Source organism: Luteibacter sp. TLI7-4A, assembly GCF_056754745.1.
In genome coordinates this window covers 977,830-993,594 of sequence record NZ_JBPGWO010000001.1, presented here as the reverse complement: position 1 = coordinate 993,594, position 15,765 = coordinate 977,830, and the positions used below count along the sequence as shown (strand labels likewise).

The 15,765-nt window shown below is 67.7% G+C and carries 13 protein-coding genes; 12 read left to right on the top strand and 1 reads right to left on the bottom strand.

What is annotated here, in order from left to right:
- Nucleotides 1-5 precede the first annotated feature (5 nt).
- From ACR9Y6_RS04485 to ACR9Y6_RS04430, 12 genes are all read left to right on the top strand, one after another.
- The gene (locus ACR9Y6_RS04485; RefSeq protein ID WP_481280180.1) at nt 6-1,103 is read left to right on the top strand and encodes a polysaccharide deacetylase family protein; all 1,098 of its coding nucleotides are present in this window, start codon (nt 6-8) and stop codon (nt 1,101-1,103) included.
- Entirely contained in the window at nt 1,091-2,353 is a 1,263-nt protein-coding gene (locus ACR9Y6_RS04480) for an O-antigen ligase family protein (protein WP_481280179.1), read from the top strand. Before ACR9Y6_RS04485 ends, ACR9Y6_RS04480 begins: the two co-directional genes overlap by 13 nt.
- Nucleotides 2,350-3,705 carry a phenylacetate--CoA ligase family protein gene (locus tag ACR9Y6_RS04475; protein ID WP_481280178.1) on the top strand — a complete coding sequence of 452 codons (1,356 nt, stop codon included), beginning with the start codon at nt 2,350-2,352 and terminating at the stop codon, nt 3,703-3,705. Before ACR9Y6_RS04480 ends, ACR9Y6_RS04475 begins: the two co-directional genes overlap by 4 nt.
- A complete protein-coding gene (locus tag ACR9Y6_RS04470) occupies nt 3,702-4,820 on the top strand; it encodes a glycosyltransferase (protein ID WP_481280177.1) in 1,119 nt (372 codons plus the stop codon). The genes ACR9Y6_RS04475 and ACR9Y6_RS04470 overlap by 4 nt, the downstream gene beginning before the upstream one ends.
- Nucleotides 4,817-5,989: a glycosyltransferase family 4 protein gene (locus ACR9Y6_RS04465; RefSeq protein ID WP_481280176.1), complete on the top strand. Its 1,173-nt coding sequence runs from the start codon at nt 4,817-4,819 to the stop codon at nt 5,987-5,989. Before ACR9Y6_RS04470 ends, ACR9Y6_RS04465 begins: the two co-directional genes overlap by 4 nt.
- The gene (locus ACR9Y6_RS04460; protein WP_481280175.1) at nt 5,986-6,624 is read left to right on the top strand and encodes a polysaccharide deacetylase family protein; all 639 of its coding nucleotides are present in this window, start codon (nt 5,986-5,988) and stop codon (nt 6,622-6,624) included. Before ACR9Y6_RS04465 ends, ACR9Y6_RS04460 begins: the two co-directional genes overlap by 4 nt.
- Nucleotides 6,621-7,787, top strand: a complete 1,167-nt coding sequence (locus ACR9Y6_RS04455; protein ID WP_481280174.1) for a glycosyltransferase family 4 protein — start codon at nt 6,621-6,623, stop codon at nt 7,785-7,787. The genes ACR9Y6_RS04460 and ACR9Y6_RS04455 overlap by 4 nt, the downstream gene beginning before the upstream one ends.
- Entirely contained in the window at nt 7,784-8,968 is a 1,185-nt protein-coding gene (locus tag ACR9Y6_RS04450; RefSeq protein ID WP_481280173.1) for a hypothetical protein, read from the top strand. The genes ACR9Y6_RS04455 and ACR9Y6_RS04450 overlap by 4 nt, the downstream gene beginning before the upstream one ends.
- Before the next feature lie 10 nt (nt 8,969-8,978).
- Nucleotides 8,979-9,344, top strand: a complete 366-nt coding sequence (locus ACR9Y6_RS04445; protein WP_481280172.1) for a hypothetical protein — start codon at nt 8,979-8,981, stop codon at nt 9,342-9,344.
- Between the two features lie 70 nt (nt 9,345-9,414).
- Nucleotides 9,415-10,689, top strand: a complete 1,275-nt coding sequence (locus tag ACR9Y6_RS04440) for a TolC family protein (RefSeq protein ID WP_481280171.1) — start codon at nt 9,415-9,417, stop codon at nt 10,687-10,689.
- Nucleotides 10,686-11,783, top strand: a complete 1,098-nt coding sequence (locus ACR9Y6_RS04435) for an efflux RND transporter periplasmic adaptor subunit (protein WP_481280170.1) — start codon at nt 10,686-10,688, stop codon at nt 11,781-11,783. The genes ACR9Y6_RS04440 and ACR9Y6_RS04435 overlap by 4 nt, the downstream gene beginning before the upstream one ends.
- Nucleotides 11,783-14,881: an efflux RND transporter permease subunit gene (locus tag ACR9Y6_RS04430; protein WP_481282690.1), complete on the top strand. Its 3,099-nt coding sequence runs from the start codon at nt 11,783-11,785 to the stop codon at nt 14,879-14,881. The genes ACR9Y6_RS04435 and ACR9Y6_RS04430 overlap by 1 nt, the downstream gene beginning before the upstream one ends.
- On the opposite strand, the gene ACR9Y6_RS04425 is transcribed toward ACR9Y6_RS04430, so the two are convergent.
- On the bottom strand, nt 14,845-15,672 hold the full coding sequence (locus ACR9Y6_RS04425) for a TIGR04325 family methyltransferase (protein WP_481280169.1): 828 nt from the start codon (nt 15,670-15,672) through the stop codon (nt 14,845-14,847). The two genes, ACR9Y6_RS04430 and ACR9Y6_RS04425, sit on opposite strands and share 37 nt — an antisense overlap.
- Nucleotides 15,673-15,765: the final 93 nt, after the last annotated feature.

The window sequence follows — 15,765 nt, the reverse complement described above, 5'->3', positions numbered from 1 at the left end:
CCCCCATGCCCCCGCGCGGAGCGCCCGGTATTCGTGGCCGGCTCGGCGAGTTGTGCTATTCCAGCGGCCTGCTGCATTCGCTGCAACGCGTGCGCGCGTGGTGGCAACGCGACTTGCGCATCCTCGCCTACCACCGCGTGATGCCGCTGCCGGACCCCGACACGTTCGGCTTCGACCTCGAACTCATCAGCACGCCGCCCGCCGAGTTCCGCGAGCAGATGTTGCGGATCAGGAAATACTTCCGGCCCATGCGTCTGACCGACGTCGTGGCCGCCCTCGACGCCGGCGAGGCCTTGCCGCCGGATACCGTGGCGGTGACCTTCGACGACGGATACGACGACAACTACCGGATCGCCGCCCCGATCCTGGACGAGGTCGGCGTGCCGGCGACGTTCTTCGTCTCCACCGGGCACATCGACACGGGCCGTCCGTATGCGTACGACTGGCTCGTGCACATGATCCTGCTCACGACGGCGGCGCGGCTGGTCCTTCCTGAACTGTCGATCGACATCGCGCTTCCGTCGGACCGGCCGGCGCGTCGCCGCATCGCCGGCAACGTGCTGCTGCGCATGAAATGGCTCGACGCGTTCGGGCAAAGCGCGATGATCGAGCGGCTGGAGGTGGAATGGAACATGCCTTCGGCGGCCGCCCGTCCCGTCGACTGCCGCCCCATGACCTGGGACCAGGCACGCGAGATGGAGGCGGCCGGGTTCGAATTCGGATCGCACGGCGTGCACCACCGCATGCTCGCACGCCTTCCGCGCGACGAGATGGAACGCGAGATCCGCGAATCCAAGGCCACGTTGGACCGTGAACTGCGCAACCCCGCCGTGCTGATGTCCTATCCGGTCGGTGGCGACCGCGCCTACAACGACGACGTGATCTCGGCCACCCGCCACGCGGGATTCCAACTCGCCTGCAGCTACGTCTGCGGTACCAACGCCGAGCCCAGCGAGAACCGTTACTCGCTCTACCGGCTGCCGGTGGAAAGCAACATGGGCCCCGGCTGGTTCGCCGCGATGCTCGCGTTGCCGCAGCTGATGAGCTATCCCACGCCCGCGCACCAGGCGGCCGGACCGGGGGAAAAAGCATGTTCCCCCTGATCCTCCTCTACGTCGTACTCACCATCATCCGGCCCCAGGACTACGTACCCGGCCTGGAGACCGTGCCCATCCTCCCGGTGGTGCTGCTCCTGGCCTTCGCCATGTGGCTGGCGTCGCGTTCGAAGACCTTCGAAGCACCGCAGTTCGTTATCCTGCCCGCGTTCCTGCTGATCCTGATGATCTCGCAGATGAGCAACGGCTGGGCGGGCGGCGCGCTCGACGAGCTGGCCCGCTTCGGTCCGGTGGTGATCGCCTTCTTCGTCTTCGGCGCCGCGTGCGGCACGCAGAAACGGGTACGCATCGCCATGGGCGTGTTCGTGGCCAGTGCGACGGTGCTCGCGCTGCATGGCGTCGAGCAGGCGAGCACCGGCGTGGGCTGGACGGGCACGCCGTTGAGCGAAGGCGGGCGCATCCAGTACGTGGGCATCTTCAACGATCCGAACGACCTGGGCCTCCTGTTCGCGGCGACCCTGCCCATGGCGGTGTTCCTCGGCAGGCGCGGCGCCGGCGCGATGCGCCCGGTGTGGATCGTGGCAGCCCTGCTCCTGCTCTACGGCACCTATCTCACCAATTCGCGCGGCGCCATGCTGGCGGTGCTGGTCGTCGCCGGGTGTTATGTCTGGTACCGCAAGGGAGCCCTGGTCGCGGGCGCGATCGGCGTCGTCGGCCTCGCCGCGATGAAGCTGCTCTCCTCGCGGATGGAAGAACTCGACGCCGGCGAGGAATCGGCCGCGGGCCGCGTGGACGCCTGGTACTCGGGCCTGGAGATGTTCCGCGAGCACCCCGCGTTCGGCGTCGGTCCCGGCAATTTCACCGAGTACAACGACCTGACCGCGCACAACTCGTTCGTGCTCGTGCTGGCGGAAACCGGCTTCATCGGCTTCGTGCTCTGGCTCGCCTTCGTCGGCTACGGCTTCTGGATGATGCTGACGATCGTGCGCCACCACGGCCCGGCCGGTTCCGATCCCGCGATCCAGGCCGAATGGGCCGCGGAGCGCCAGATGGCACTGACCCTGCTGCTTTCCCTGTGCGGCCTGTTCGCGGCGGCATTCTTCCTCAGCCGCAGCTACATGGTGGTGCTTTACCTGATCGCCGCCATGGTCGCCGGCTACTACGTGGGCGCGCGCCGCCGCTGGCCGGTCCTGCCGATGTTCCGCCTCTCCCATGGAGGATGGCGTTGGCTGCCCGCGGGGGCATGCAGCGTCTTCGCCTTGTTCGTCCTCGTCGCCGTGCTCCTGCGAACCGTATGAAACTCTACGAGACCACCTTGCGGCACATCGTCTGGCCCGCGTACGAAGGCGGCCTGCGCCGTCGCGACACGCCCAAGTACATGCGCCGCTACGAGCGCGACCAGTGGCTGGCACCCGAGGAAGTGCTGGCCCTGCGGTTCCAGCGGCTGAAACGCCTGCTCGACTGGTGCTATCGCGAGGTGCCGTACTACAAGCGCCGCTGGGACGCGCTGGGCATCGTGCCGCAGGACATCCGCGACATGGACGACTACGCGAAGCTTCCCGTGTTGACCAAGGCGGATATCCGCGACAACGCCGACGAGATCAAGGCCACGTCGCTGAAGGCATCGCTGGGCTACAAGGCCACCGGCGGCTCCACGGGCGAGCCGCTGCGTTTCGGTTTCACCCGCGAAAGCAACGACCGCCGCGTGGCCGTGATGTGGCGCGGCTATGGCTGGGCCGGTTCGCGGATGGGACGCCGGACGCTGTTCCTCTGGGGCGGCGCCGTCGGCAATCCCAGCGCGATGCACCGCATGAAGGACCGCGTCTACAACGCCGTGTTCGCACGCAAGCTGCTCGACAGCTTCCACATGAACGAGTCGAACATGGCCGGTTACGCCGACGCCATCGACGCCTACCGTCCGGAGGTCGTCGTCGGTTACGTCGGGCCGCTGGTGCGGCTGGCCGAATGGCTGCTGGCGAACGATCGCCGGGTGGCGCGTCCGGTCTCCGTCATCGGTGCCGCCGAAGCCCTGCATCCGTTCCAGCGCGACCTCATCGAGAGGGCTTTCGGTGCGCCCGCTTACAACACCTACGGCTGTCGTGAATTCATGCTGGTCGCTTCCGAGTGCGAGCACCGCCAGGGCCTGCATGTGAACGCGGACCACCTCGTGGTCGAGACGCTCGACCACGAAGGCATGCCGGCCTTCGGCGGAAGCGGCGAGGTCGCCATCACCGACCTGTTCAACTACGGCATGCCGTTCATCCGTTATGTCAACGGCGACATGGCCACGTACGCCACCTCCCCATGCGCCTGCGGCCGCGGCCTGCCCATGCTCGCCTCGGTCGACGGCCGCAAGCTCGACGCCATCCGGACTCCCGCCGGCCACATCCTTCCGGGCGAATTCTTCCCGCACATGCTCAAGGACGTCCCGGGGCTCGCACGCTTCCAGCTCGTCCAGCGGCGACTCGACCGGCTCGACCTGTCGATCGTGCGAGGCCGTGGATTCGACGATGCCTCGCTCGACTACATTCGCCGCGAAGTGGGCAAGGTGCTGGGCGACAGCGCCGAACTGCATTGCCACTTCGTCGACGACATCCCGCTGACCCGCAGTGGAAAGCTGCGTGTCACCGTTTCGGAGCTGGCCTCGTGAACATCACCCACTTCGTCGAGAACCTCAACCGTGGCGGCCTCGAACGCATGGTCCTGGACCTGGTCAAGGAACAGCATCGGCAAGGCCACAAGGTGCAGGTGGTGTGCCTGTTCGAGCGCGGTTCGCTGGCAAGCGAGCTGGACCCGCTGGGCATTCCCGTCACCGCCTGCCACAAGCGCACCGGTTTCGACCTGCGCGCCCTTGGCCGCGCGCGCCAACTGCTGGCCTCCCACTACACCGAGGTGCTGCACACGCATAATGCCGTGGCCCATTACCAGGCGGTGCTCGCCAGCGCGGGCATGGGTATCCGCCAGGTGGTGAACACCCGCCATGGCATGGGTGCGCAAAGGAAACCCGGCCGCCGCGAATGGCTTTTCCGCCGCGCGCTCAAGGCCACCGATGCCGTCGTCGCCGTCTGCGAAGCCGCGCGCGCGGATGCGGTGCGGCGCGGCATCGCACCGGCGGCGAAGACCTGCGTCGTGCCGAACGGCATCGTGCTCGAAGGCTTCGACGTCGCCTCCGACATCATGCACGAACGCCTCACCCGCTTGATCCGGGTACCGCGCGGCACCCGCATCATCGGAAGCGTGGGCCGGCTGAACTGGGCCAAGGACCAGATGAGCCTGATCCGCGCCTTCCGCATCGTCCGCCATACCCGGCCGGATACCGCGCTGGTCCTGGTCGGCGACGGGGAGTTGCGCGAGACCTTGCGCGCCGCCGCCTTCGACGAAGGCGTGGCCGGCTGCGTGCACTTCCTGGGAGATCGCAACGACGTGCGCGACCTGCTCCAGGGTTTCGACCTGTTCGCGCTTTCCTCGGTGACCGAAGGCTATTCCATGGCCCTGCTGGAAGCCTGCGCCGCCGGCCTGCCCATCGTCGCGACCGACGTGGGCGGCAATGCGGAGATCGTGCACGACGGGACCACCGGGCACCTCGTGCCGCCATGCGATCCGCCGGCGCTGGCCTCGGCCATCCTCGACCTGCTTCATGCGACGCAGCGTGCCTCCACGCTGGGCCTAGCGGCGCGCGCCTGGGTGGAGGCGCACGGATCGATGGAAGCCATGGCCGCGCGCTATGGCCGGCTCTACTTCGGCGACATGGAGCATGCCTCATGAAGATCCTGGTGCTCACCAATCTCTTTCCCACGCCATGGGATCCCCGCCGCGGCACGTTCAACCGGCAGCAGTTCCAGCGCCTGGCGGAGCGCCACGAGGTGGACGTGCTCACGGCCGTCGACTTCCGCGAGCGCATGGGCGGAGTGAAGGGCACGGTGGACGTCCCCGGCATCCGGCGCGACCACTTCACGTTCTACCACCCGCCCGGCATCGGCCGTTTCCTCAACGCGTTCTGCTTCTTCGCTTGCGTGATGTGGCAGCGTGGCCGCGACCTGCGTCGTGCCCGCTACGACGTGATCCTGGCGAGCTGGGCGTATCCGGACGCGGCAGGCGGGGCCTGGGTGGCGCGCCTGCTCGGCATTCCCTACGTCGTCAAGGCGCACGGCAGCGACCTCAACGTACAGGCCGCCGCGCGCCTGCGCCGGCCGCAGATCAAGTCCGCCCTGCGTGGCGCGGGCGCCGTGATCGCGGTGAGCAAGGCACTCGCGCGCAAGGCGATCGAACTCGGCGCGCGTCCCGAAGGCGTGGAGACGATTTACAACGGCGTCGACACGCGCATCTTCCACCGCGGCGACAGGGCCGCCGCACGGCGGCGCCTGGGCCTGCCGGCCGAGGTGCCGATCGTGCTCTACGTGGGCAATCTCAAGGCGACCAAAGGCTGTCACGACCTGATCGAGGCGTTTCCCGCCCTCGTGAAACGGCAGCATGACGCGCGCCTGGTCTACGTGGGCGAAGGAGCGAGCCGTGCCAACCTGGAGGACCGCGCGGCTTCCCTGTGCTGCGCACCGGCCGTGCATTTCGAAGGCGCGGTGGATCACGCCGCGCTGGCGGACTGGTTCCAGGCCGCGAATGTGCTCTGCCTGCCCAGCCACAACGAAGGCGTGCCGAACGTGATCCTGGAGGCCATGGCATGCGGCACACCGGTCGTCGCGACCTCGGTAGGCGGCATTCCTGAAGTGCTGCCCCACCAGGCGGGCATCCTCGTGCCACCACACCAGCCTCGTGAACTCGGAACCGCGCTCGTGGAGGCATTCGAACGTCATTTCGATCCCGCCACCATCGCGGCGCATGCCGCGACTTTCCGCTGGGACGAGAATATCGACCGGCTCGAACGCATGCTCGGCCGTGTCGCCGCCGGAGCCCCGGCCCACCTTGGCGCCAACGCATGAACTGGAAACCCAAAAAGCACGACCTGCTCGGATTGCTGCCCGAGAACCTCGTCCTGACGCGCACGCGCGATTCGGCGCTGCGCTACCTCAGCTTCGACGATGGTCCCGAGCCCGGCTACACGCCTCGGCTTCTCGACACCCTGGCGAAGCATGGCGTGAAGGCCAGCTTCTTCCTGGTGGGCGAAAAGATCGAACGGCATCCGGATATCGTCCAGCGGATCGTCGATGAAGGGCACATGGTCGGCAACCACTCCTATAGCCATTGGTCCTTCCGTAACATGACCCTGGCCAGGCAACTCGACGAGGTGCATCGCACCGATGCGCTGCTGCGCCTGTTCGACGACCGTCCGCATCACCGCATGCGCCCGCCACATGGCTACGTGGGTGCGCCGTTGCTCGCGTACTTCGTCCGGCACAAGCGCAGCTTCGTCTATTGGTCGTACGACAGCCTCGACTACCAGGACCGGCCGATGGAAGCACTGATCGCGCGCCTGCGCGGCGATCCACCGGCCGCGGGCGACATCGTGCTCATGCACGACGACAGCGACAAGGCGGCCCAGGCACTGGACGTGCTCCTGCCGGAGTGGCTCGACCAGGGCATGCGCTTCGCCGCCTTGCCGGGGACCGCGTCGTGAGGATCCTCTACCATCACCGCACGCGTGGCCGCCATGTCGAAGGCGTGCACATCCGCGGCATCGTGGGCGCGTTGCGCGAGCTGGGCCATCACGTGGACGTGATGTCGTTTCCCGGGGCCGACCCGGAAAGGGAAACCGATACCGCGGCCTCGTCCGGTCGCGGGACGATCGCCGGCCTGGTGACACGGCTTCCCGGGATCGTCTTCGAGGCGTTCGAACTGCTCTACAACGCGGCCACCCTCCTGCGCATGGGCTGGGCATGGCGCGGCGCCGCACCGGAACTCATCTACGAACGCTATTCGCTGTTCCTCTTCGCCACCGTATGGCTGGCGCGCCAACGTGGTATTCCACTGGTGCTGGAGATCAACGATTCCGCCCTGGTCGACCGCGTGCGCCCGCTGACGATGAAAGCGCTTGCGCGCCGTATCGAGGGCTGGTGCCTGCGCAACGCCACCGGCCTCGTCTTCATTTCCAGCTACTTTCGCGATATCGCGGAGCAGGCGTATGGCGACATCGCTCCCTCCGTCGTGTCGCCCAACGCCGTGGACCTGCCCCGTTTCGATCCCGCCCGTTTCGATCGTGACCGCCTGCGTGCCGAGCGCGGACTCACCGGCCGCACCGTGTGCGGCCACATCGGCGCATTTGCCCACTGGCACGGCATGGACAGCTTCGTCGAGGCCATCGCCAATCGCCTCGATGGCGTACCCGATCTCGCCCTGGTCTTCGTCGGCGACGGCAAGACCTTGCCGGCGGTACGCGAACTGATCGCGGCACGGGGACTTTCCGATCGCGTGCTCCTTCCCGGCCGCGTGCCACACGAGGAGGTGGCCAGCTGGATCGCTTGCATGGACTATGCCGTGCTGCCGAATTCCAATCACTATGGCTCCCCCATGAAACTGTTCGAGTTCATGGGCATGGGCGTGGCGGTGGTCGCGCCGGACTACGCGCCGGTGGCGGAAGTGATCGTCGACGGCCATACCGGCTGGCTGTTCCCACGCGGCGACGCGACGGCTTGCGTCGAGCGCGTGCTCGAACTGGCCCAGCGCGCCGACGAGCGCAAACGCGTCGGCCATGCCGCGCGAGCCTACATCGCCAGCGAACGGCAGTGGCGCAACAATGCCGAACAGTTGCTCACCCTGGTCCCGGCCGGAGCATCCGCGTGATCGCCATCATCCTTCTCGCCTTCATCCTGTTCGCCGCCATCGCGGTGACCGTGGCGATCCGCGCGCGCAACATGCAGTACTGGCTGTGGGGATACCTGACCCGGCGCGCGCCACCGAAGGTCGAGGGCCCCGTGCACGTGCTGTTCTGCTTCGTCGACCATTTCGAGCCGAACTGGGGCCGCGTCGACATGGACACCCAGCGCCGCCGCGTCGACCGCTGGTGCGAGGAGTACCGGGCCATGGCGTCGCGCCACCGCGATGCCGAAGGACGCGTGCCGCAGCACAGCTTCTTCTACCCCGAAGAGGAATACGTCGAGGAGCACCTGGACAAGATCGCCGCGCTCTGTGCCGATGGCTACGGTGAAATCGAGATCCACCTGCACCACGACAACGACACGCCGGAAAACTTCGTCGCCACGATGGATCGCTTCAACCGCCTGCTACACGAGAAGCACGGCGCGCTGCCACGCGATCCGGTCACCGGCCAGCTCCGCTTCGCCTTCATCCACGGCAACTGGTGCCTGGACAATTCGCGCGCCGACGGCCGCTGGTGCGGCATCGACAACGAACTGATCCTCCTGCGCGAACTGGGCTGCTACGCCGACTTCACCCTGCCCTCCGCGCCCAGTGACACGCAGACGCGCATGTCGAACGCGATCTATTACGCCACCGACGATCCGCATGAGTGCAAGTCGCACGATACCGGCGTCCCCATGCGGGTGGGCGGCAAGCCGTCGGGCGACCTCCTGATCATCCAGGGCGTGCTCGGCCTCAACTGGAAGAACCGTCGCTTCGGCATCATTCCACGCATCGAGAATTCGGATATCCGTCGCGGCTGCCCGCCCACGCCATCCCGCGTGGACCAGTGGGTTCGTACCGGCGTCCATGTCGAGGGACGGCCGGAATGGGTCTTCATCAAGATCCACACGCACGGCACGCAGGAAGGCGACATGGACACGTTGCTGGGCAAGCCGGTCGACGACATGCACGCCTACCTCGAATCCGCCTACAACGATGGCAAGCGACACGTGCTGCACTACGTGACGGCACGCGAGATGTACAACATCGCGAAGGCCGCCGAAGCCGGCATGACCGGCAACCCCGGCGCATACCGCGATTTCGAGCTCGCGAAGCCGCATGGAACCCCGGTGGAATTGTCTAACACCGCCGCCGTCCTTTAGGATCGCGGCCATGCGCCGCCACACGCCACGCCTGTTCACCCATCTGCGCCGCCATCGCGGCGTGTGGATGCTCGCGCTCGCGGTGTTGCTGTTCAAGGTCGCGATGTCGACCTTCTGCGTGCTCGACGGCCCGCGTGTCGCGTTCTCCGGCGACGCCATGGGCGCCGCCGCTTCGACCGCGACGCTCGACGACGCCGACTTCTGCGTGCTCGACGAAGGCAAGGGTTGCCATTGCACCTGCGCCCACGCCGTAGCGCTGCCGGCAAGCACCGCCAGCGTGATCGTCCCCTCGCTGGTCTCCCGCGTAAGGTCCGCCCCGCCGGTCACGGCGACGCCGGCCTTCGCGCGTTCTCCCCTGCGTCCTCCGATCGCCTGACATCCGATCGCCCGACACCGGCCGCTTGAGCGGCCGCGTCGATTCGTGCCCGATTCCAGGAGATCCACCCATGTTTTCCCCGCGTACCACGCCCTATGGCGTCGTGTGCCTGTGGCTGGCCGCCTGCGCGTTCGCTCCCCACGCGCTCGCCTCATCGCCGACCGGTTTTTCCGCCCCACCCGCCGTGCGCGACGCGCTGCATCGCGTGTGGACGAACCATCCACGCCTCCAATCCGCCGATGCCGCGAGGCGTGCCGGACAGGCGCGGGCCCGTGCCGCCGACCAGCCGGTATACAACCCTTCGCTGACCCTCGAAGGCGAGAACGCCGATGTCGATCGGCGCACCGCCGGAGCCAGTCTCGCGCTCGACCTCGGTGGCAAGCGCCGGGCCCGGGCGGCGGAGGGCGATGCCGCCGCACGCGCGAGCGAGGCGGCCTATGCGCTCGAACGGCGCGAGGTGACCGCGCAATGGCTGAAGGGCTGGTGCGCCACGCTGCTGGCCGCACGGCAGAACGAACTGGGGCGCCAGCGCGTGGACCTGATGCGGCGTTTCGACCATCTGGCCGCGCAGCGACTGGCCGTCGGCGACATCGGCAGCCCCGAACGCGACCTCGCCGCGCTGGCGCTGGGGGAAGCCGAAATCCAGCAAGCCTCGCTCGCCGGACAGGAAGCGGCGGCGCATGCCGCGCTCGCGACCGTCGACCCGGATATCGCCTGGCCGTTGCCACCGTTGCCCCTGGCACTGCCGCCCGCACCGGAAACGGTCGTGCCCCTCGCGACCGGGCAGCGGCCGGAAGTGGTCCAGGCACGTGCCGAACAGGAACGTGCGGAGGCCGGCATCGTCGTCGCCGAACGTGCCCGTCGGCCCGACCCGACCGTGAGCCTCACCGGCGGACGCGTGCGCGACGGCGCTCGCAGCGATCGCGTCGTCGGACTGAGCGTGTCGATTCCGCTACCGGTACTGAACACGGGACGCGCCGAGATCGCCGCGGCGCAAGCCGATGCGGACGCCGCCAGCGCCAACCGCCGTGCGGTGCTGCTGCGCTCGGACGCCGGCGTGCGACAGCAGCAGGCCACGTACGCGGCCTTGCTCGTCGCCGTGCGGGCCTTCCGGGGAAGCCGGGCGAGCGCGCTCGACGAGCGTACCGCCTTGCTGGAACGCCTGTGGCAAGCCGGGGAGATCGGCACCTCCGACTACCTCGTGCAATTGAAGCAAAGCCTCGATACCGCGCTGTCCGGTCTCGCCCTCGAAAGCCAGGCCTGGCAGGCCTGGTTCGACTACCTCGCCGCCGCCGGCCGTCTCGACGACTGGATCGACGGCGCTCCGCTGGATATCGCCCGATGAACACCCATCTCCACCGACTCATCTTCATGCTCGCCCTCCTGGCGATCGCACCCAGTCACGCCCAGGCGCCCGCCGAGAAGCGCGACGATCCGCTCGCCCTCGACGAGGCCGCCATCAAGGAAGCCGGCATCGTCGTCGACACCCTGCGGCCCCGCGCGATGCACGACCTGATCGTCGCGCCCGGCGAAGTGAAGGCGGACGCCTATTCCACGCTGCTGGTTTCCCCGCGCATCGCGGCGCAAGTGGTCGCGCGCCGGGCGAAACTCGGCGACGTGGTGGCCGCCGGCACGCCGTTGGTCGAGCTCTCCGGCGTCGAGGTGGCCGAGACGCAGGGACAACTGCTCGTCGCCAGCCAGGACTGGCAGCGCGTCTCCGCGCTCGGTCCCCAGGCCGTATCCGCACGGCGCTACAACGAAGCACGGGTGGCACGCGACCAGGCCCGGGCGAAATTGCGGGCGTACGGCTTGTCGGAAGGACAGATCGCGCGCTTGATCGCGCGTGGTTCGTCCGCCGCCGACGGCCGCTTCGAATTGCTGGCCCCGCACGCCGGACGGATCACCACGGACGACTTCCTCGTCGGCCAGCGCGTGGAACCCGGGCAGGCCTTGTTCACCCTGGTGACGGAGGACTCCGTCTGGGTCGAGGCGCGACTGCCTCCCGCCGCGGCGAAAGGCGTGAAGCAAGGCGACACGGTGATCGTGGGCGCGCACGGCACGGAACTTCCGGGCACGGTGCTCCAGCGTTCGCACCAGACCGACGAGACGACGCGCACGGTGGCCGTACGCATCCGGGTCGACAACCGAGACGACCTCCTGCATCCCGGTGAACTCGTCGAAAGCCGTATCGCCATCGGCCTTCCCAACCAGCGCCTGGCGGTACCGGCGGAAGCCGTGCTGCTCCTGCAAGACCAGCCCACCGTCTTCGTGCGCCGCGGCGCGGCCGATCGTTTCGACGCCGTCGCCGTGGAAACGGACGCGACCGTCAATGGCTGGACCCCGATCCGGCAAGGACTGCGTGCCGGCGACGTCTATGTGAGCAAGGGCGCCTTCGCACTGAAGGCAAGGCTCCTGCGCTCGCAACTGGGGGAAGAATGATGCTGCAACGCCTCGTCGCACTCTCGCTGCGATACAAGCCACTGGTGCTGATCGCGTTCACCGTCGTGGCCCTGCTCGGCATCCGGGCCGCCGGCGGCTTGCCCATCGACGCGTTTCCCGACGTGACGCCGGTACAGGTCAATGTCTACACCGAGGCCGCCGGCCTCGCCGCCGAGGATGTGGAGCGGCTGCTCAGCACGCCCGTCGAATCCGCGCTCGCCGGACTGCCCGGCGTCGAGGACATCCGGTCGGTGAGCCTGTTCGGCCTGTCGTACGTCTCGGTGTACTTCGACGACGGCACGGACATCTACTTCGCACGCCAACTCGTGAACGAGCGCCTGCAACAGGTGGGTGACCGGCTTCCCGCGGGCTATGGCAAGCCCGAGATGGGACCGAACACCTCGGGGCTCGGTCAGGTGTTCTGGTACACCGTGGAGCGCAAGGACGAAGCGACAGCCAAGGCGCCCTCCGACATGGACCTGCGCAGCCTGCAGGACTGGACATTGCGCCTGGTGCTACGCACCGCGCCCGGCGTGGACGACGTCACGTCCTGGGGTGGGCAGGAGAAGCAGTACCAGGTGCGCGTCGATCCGATCCGGCTCTTCGCCCACGGCCTCGGCATCAAGGACGTCATGCAGGCGGTGGAAGCGAACAACGCCCAGGTCGGTGGCAACGTCGTCGACGTCGGTCGCGAACAATACCTCGTGCGCGGCCTCGGCCTGGTGCGGAATGCCGCCGATATCGGCGGCATCGTCCTTAAATCCACGGATGGCACCCCGGTCTACCTGCGCGACGTGGCGACCGTCATCGAAGCCGGCGCACCCCGGACCGGCGCGGTGACCCGCGATGGCAAGGAGGTGGTCATGGGACAGGCGCTGGCCCGCATCGACGAAAACGCGCGCAACGTGGTCGACGCCGTGAAGGCCAAGCTGGCGACGCTCACGCGGGCCCTGCCGGAGGGCGTCGTCGTCCGTCCGGTCTACGAGCGCAGTGACCTCGTCGACGCCGCCGTCGGCACCGCGACGCGCGCCCTGGTGGAAGGATCGATCCTCGTCGCCGTGGTGTTGTTCCTCTTCCTCGGCGAGCTGCGCAGCGCCCTGATCGTCGTCGCGACCTTGCCGCTGGCCCTGCTGATCGCCGTGATCTGCATGGCGCAGGCCGGGCTTTCCGCGAACCTGATGTCGCTCGCCGGACTGGCGATCGGTATCGGCATGATGGTGGACGGCGCCGTGGTGATGGTCGAGAACGCGTTCCGCCTCATGGCCGAGCGCAAGGCCCGCGGCGAACCGGAGGACCGCACGGCGGCCGTGCGCGACGCGGCGCGCGAGGTCGCCACGCCGATCGCCTTCGCCATCCTCATCATCATCGTGGTGTTCCTGCCGCTCTTCGGCCTGCAAGGGCTGGAAGGCAAGATGTTCAGGCCCATGGCCTTCAACATCGGCTTCGCCATGGCGGGGTCCCTGGTCCTCGCGCTGACGCTCATTCCCGTCCTGGCGGCCCTGCTGCTCAAGCCTGGCGAGGAAAAGGACACCCGCCTGGTCGCCTGGCTGAAACGCGGCTATGCGCGCGTGCTGCGCTGGTCGCTCGCGCACCGGCCGATCGTGGTCGGCCTCGCGGGGACCGCCCTTCTGGCCGCACTGGTCCTGTTCCCCTTCCTGGGCAAGGAATTCATGCCCAACCTGCGCGAGGGCGCGATCATGTGGCGGATCACCTCGATTCCGTCGGCCTCGCTGGAAGAATCGATCGGCATATCGAAGCGCGTCGCCGAGCGGATAAAGAACCGCTTCCCCGAAGTGGAAACCACGCTGGCGATGATCGGTCGCGCGGAGAAAGGCGAAACGGCGGACGTGAACTACATGGAAGTCTATACGCCGCTGAAACCCAAATCGCAGTGGCGCGCCGGGCAGACCCTGGAGTCGATCGAACAAGCCATGCAGGACGACCTCGGCGCGCTCCTGCCCACGGCGGTGGTGAGCTACACCCAGCCGATCCAGATGCGCGTGGAGGAGTTGATCTCCGGCGTGCGTGCCACGCTGGCGCTGAAGATCTACGGTGACGACCTGGGCGAACTCGACAGGCTGGCTTCGCGCATGAAGGACGTGCTGGCTCGCATACCCGGCGTGGCGGACCTCGCGCTGGAGGCCAACATGGGCAAGCCGCAACTGCGCATCGAGGTGGACCGCGACGCCCTGGCCCGGTACGGCCTCGACGCGGACGACGTGCTCACCGTGGTGCGCAACGGCATCGGCGGCGAAGCGGTGGGCAACCTGCTCGAGGGCGTGCGCCGCTACGACATCGCGATACGCCTGGACGATGCCAGCAGGGCGTCGCCTGTCGCGATCGGGCGGATTCCGATCCGGACGCCGTCCGGCGCCCTGGTCCAACTCGGCCAGGTGGCGAAGGTGACCACGGCGGAAGGCTATTCATTCATCCGCCGGGAGGCCTTGCAGCGTTACGCCGTCATCGCCATGGACGTACGCGGGCGCGACATCGACGGCTTCGTCCGCGAGGCGAACGAACGCATCGGCGCGTCGGTCACCCTTCCCACCGGCTACTACACCGCATGGGGCGGCGCCTTCGAGAACCAGCAGCGGGCGCTCAAGCGCCTAGCCCTGATCGTCCCGGCGACCATCTTCCTCATCTTCGTGTTGCTCTACACCGCCTTCAATTCATTGCGCCGCGCGAGCCTGATCCTCGCCAACGTGCCCTTCGCGATCATCGGCGGGATCTTCGGCCTGTTCATCACCGGCCAGTACATCTCGGTGCCCTCGGCGATCGGCTTCATCGCCGTCTTCGGCGTGGCGATGTTGAACGGCATCGTCCTCGTGAGCTTCCTCGATGCGCAGCGCGCCGCGGGACTCGACGTGCGCGACGCCGTGCTGCGTGGCACGTCCCTGCGCTTGCGGCCGGTGTTGATGACCGCGAGCGTCGCTATCCTCGGACTCGTGCCCATGCTGCTGTCCAGCGGCGTGGGGGCGGAGACGCAACGCCCCCTGGCGACCGTGGTCGTGGGTGGCCTCATCACCTCCACCCTGCTGACCCTGGTGCTGCTGCCGGTCGTCTACGACTGGATGGAACGGAAAGCGAAGCCGAAGTAGCGATCCAGCGAACGCTCCGGGTGAAACGGAATCATGCAGGACCGTTGCGGATTCTCCCAACGGTCCTGCAGTTCGTAACCGAGCGACGAGAGCCCGCCGAGGAATTCGCGCTCGGCGGTCACCCGGTAAGGGCAGCAGGCGGTGCCGATGTTCTGCACGGTGAAGTACGACTCACGCATGTGGACGGGCACGGAGTTGAGCAGCAGGAAGCGTGGCCGCCCCTCCATCGCCTGCAACGCCTCCACCAGCGAGTAACGCAGGTACTGCAACGAGCCCGCCGCGAAAAGCACGTCCACCCCGGATGCCTTCGCCACCTCGTCGGCGAAATGCAGGCGTCCGGCCGGGTCGTGCTCCTTCGCCCAGCGCTCGCCCGCGGCATTCACGGCCGGTACGTCCATCACCGTCCAGCGCAGGCCCGTCGGATAGGCAAGGTATTTCTGGTAAGCGTAATAGGCGATGCCGATGTGTCCGCCGATGTCGAACACGGTACGCGCGCCGTCGGCGAAGAAGCGGCCGAGCCAGTACATCATCGGATAGTCGTTGATGAAGACCCGCCGGGTCCGCTCGCGGTAGAGTTCGGCCGACTCGGTGTTGTCGTAGCCGCTGGTGTTGGCCGCGGGAATGCTGGCCTGGGCCTCGTCGAACGTGGGGAACACGCCACGATACAGATGGTGGGTCAACGCCCGGTGCGCGAAGAACGTCCGTGTGTATCGCGCTTCGAGAAAGGAACGGATCAACGGCAGCCTTGCCGTCGCCTCCTGGTACGGCCGGGAGTCGACTTGCGTGTTCATGAGCACCTCTGGACGGATCCTGCGACCCTAAGCCTGCGCCTCGAAACCCGTCCTGCCCATCGTCCAGAGGCCTAGTCCATCCGGCCAAGGAGG

What these genes read in the sequence shown, in the direction of transcription:
- ACR9Y6_RS04485 (WP_481280180.1), top strand. Translation starts at nt 6, where the DNA reads ATGCCCCCGCGCGGAGCGCCCGGTATTCGTGGCCGGCTCGGCGAGTTG.
- ACR9Y6_RS04480 (WP_481280179.1), top strand. Translation starts at nt 1,091, where the DNA reads ATGTTCCCCCTGATCCTCCTCTACGTCGTACTCACCATCATCCGGCCC.
- ACR9Y6_RS04475 (WP_481280178.1), top strand. Translation starts at nt 2,350, where the DNA reads ATGAAACTCTACGAGACCACCTTGCGGCACATCGTCTGGCCCGCGTAC.
- ACR9Y6_RS04465 (WP_481280176.1), top strand. Translation starts at nt 4,817, where the DNA reads ATGAAGATCCTGGTGCTCACCAATCTCTTTCCCACGCCATGGGATCCC.
- ACR9Y6_RS04460 (WP_481280175.1), top strand. Translation starts at nt 5,986, where the DNA reads ATGAACTGGAAACCCAAAAAGCACGACCTGCTCGGATTGCTGCCCGAG.
- ACR9Y6_RS04445 (WP_481280172.1), top strand. Translation starts at nt 8,979, where the DNA reads ATGCGCCGCCACACGCCACGCCTGTTCACCCATCTGCGCCGCCATCGC.
- ACR9Y6_RS04440 (WP_481280171.1), top strand. Translation starts at nt 9,415, where the DNA reads ATGTTTTCCCCGCGTACCACGCCCTATGGCGTCGTGTGCCTGTGGCTG.
- ACR9Y6_RS04435 (WP_481280170.1), top strand. Translation starts at nt 10,686, where the DNA reads ATGAACACCCATCTCCACCGACTCATCTTCATGCTCGCCCTCCTGGCG.
- ACR9Y6_RS04430 (WP_481282690.1), top strand. Translation starts at nt 11,783, where the DNA reads ATGCTGCAACGCCTCGTCGCACTCTCGCTGCGATACAAGCCACTGGTG.
- ACR9Y6_RS04425 (WP_481280169.1), bottom strand. Translation starts at nt 15,672, where the DNA reads ATGAACACGCAAGTCGACTCCCGGCCGTACCAGGAGGCGACGGCAAGG.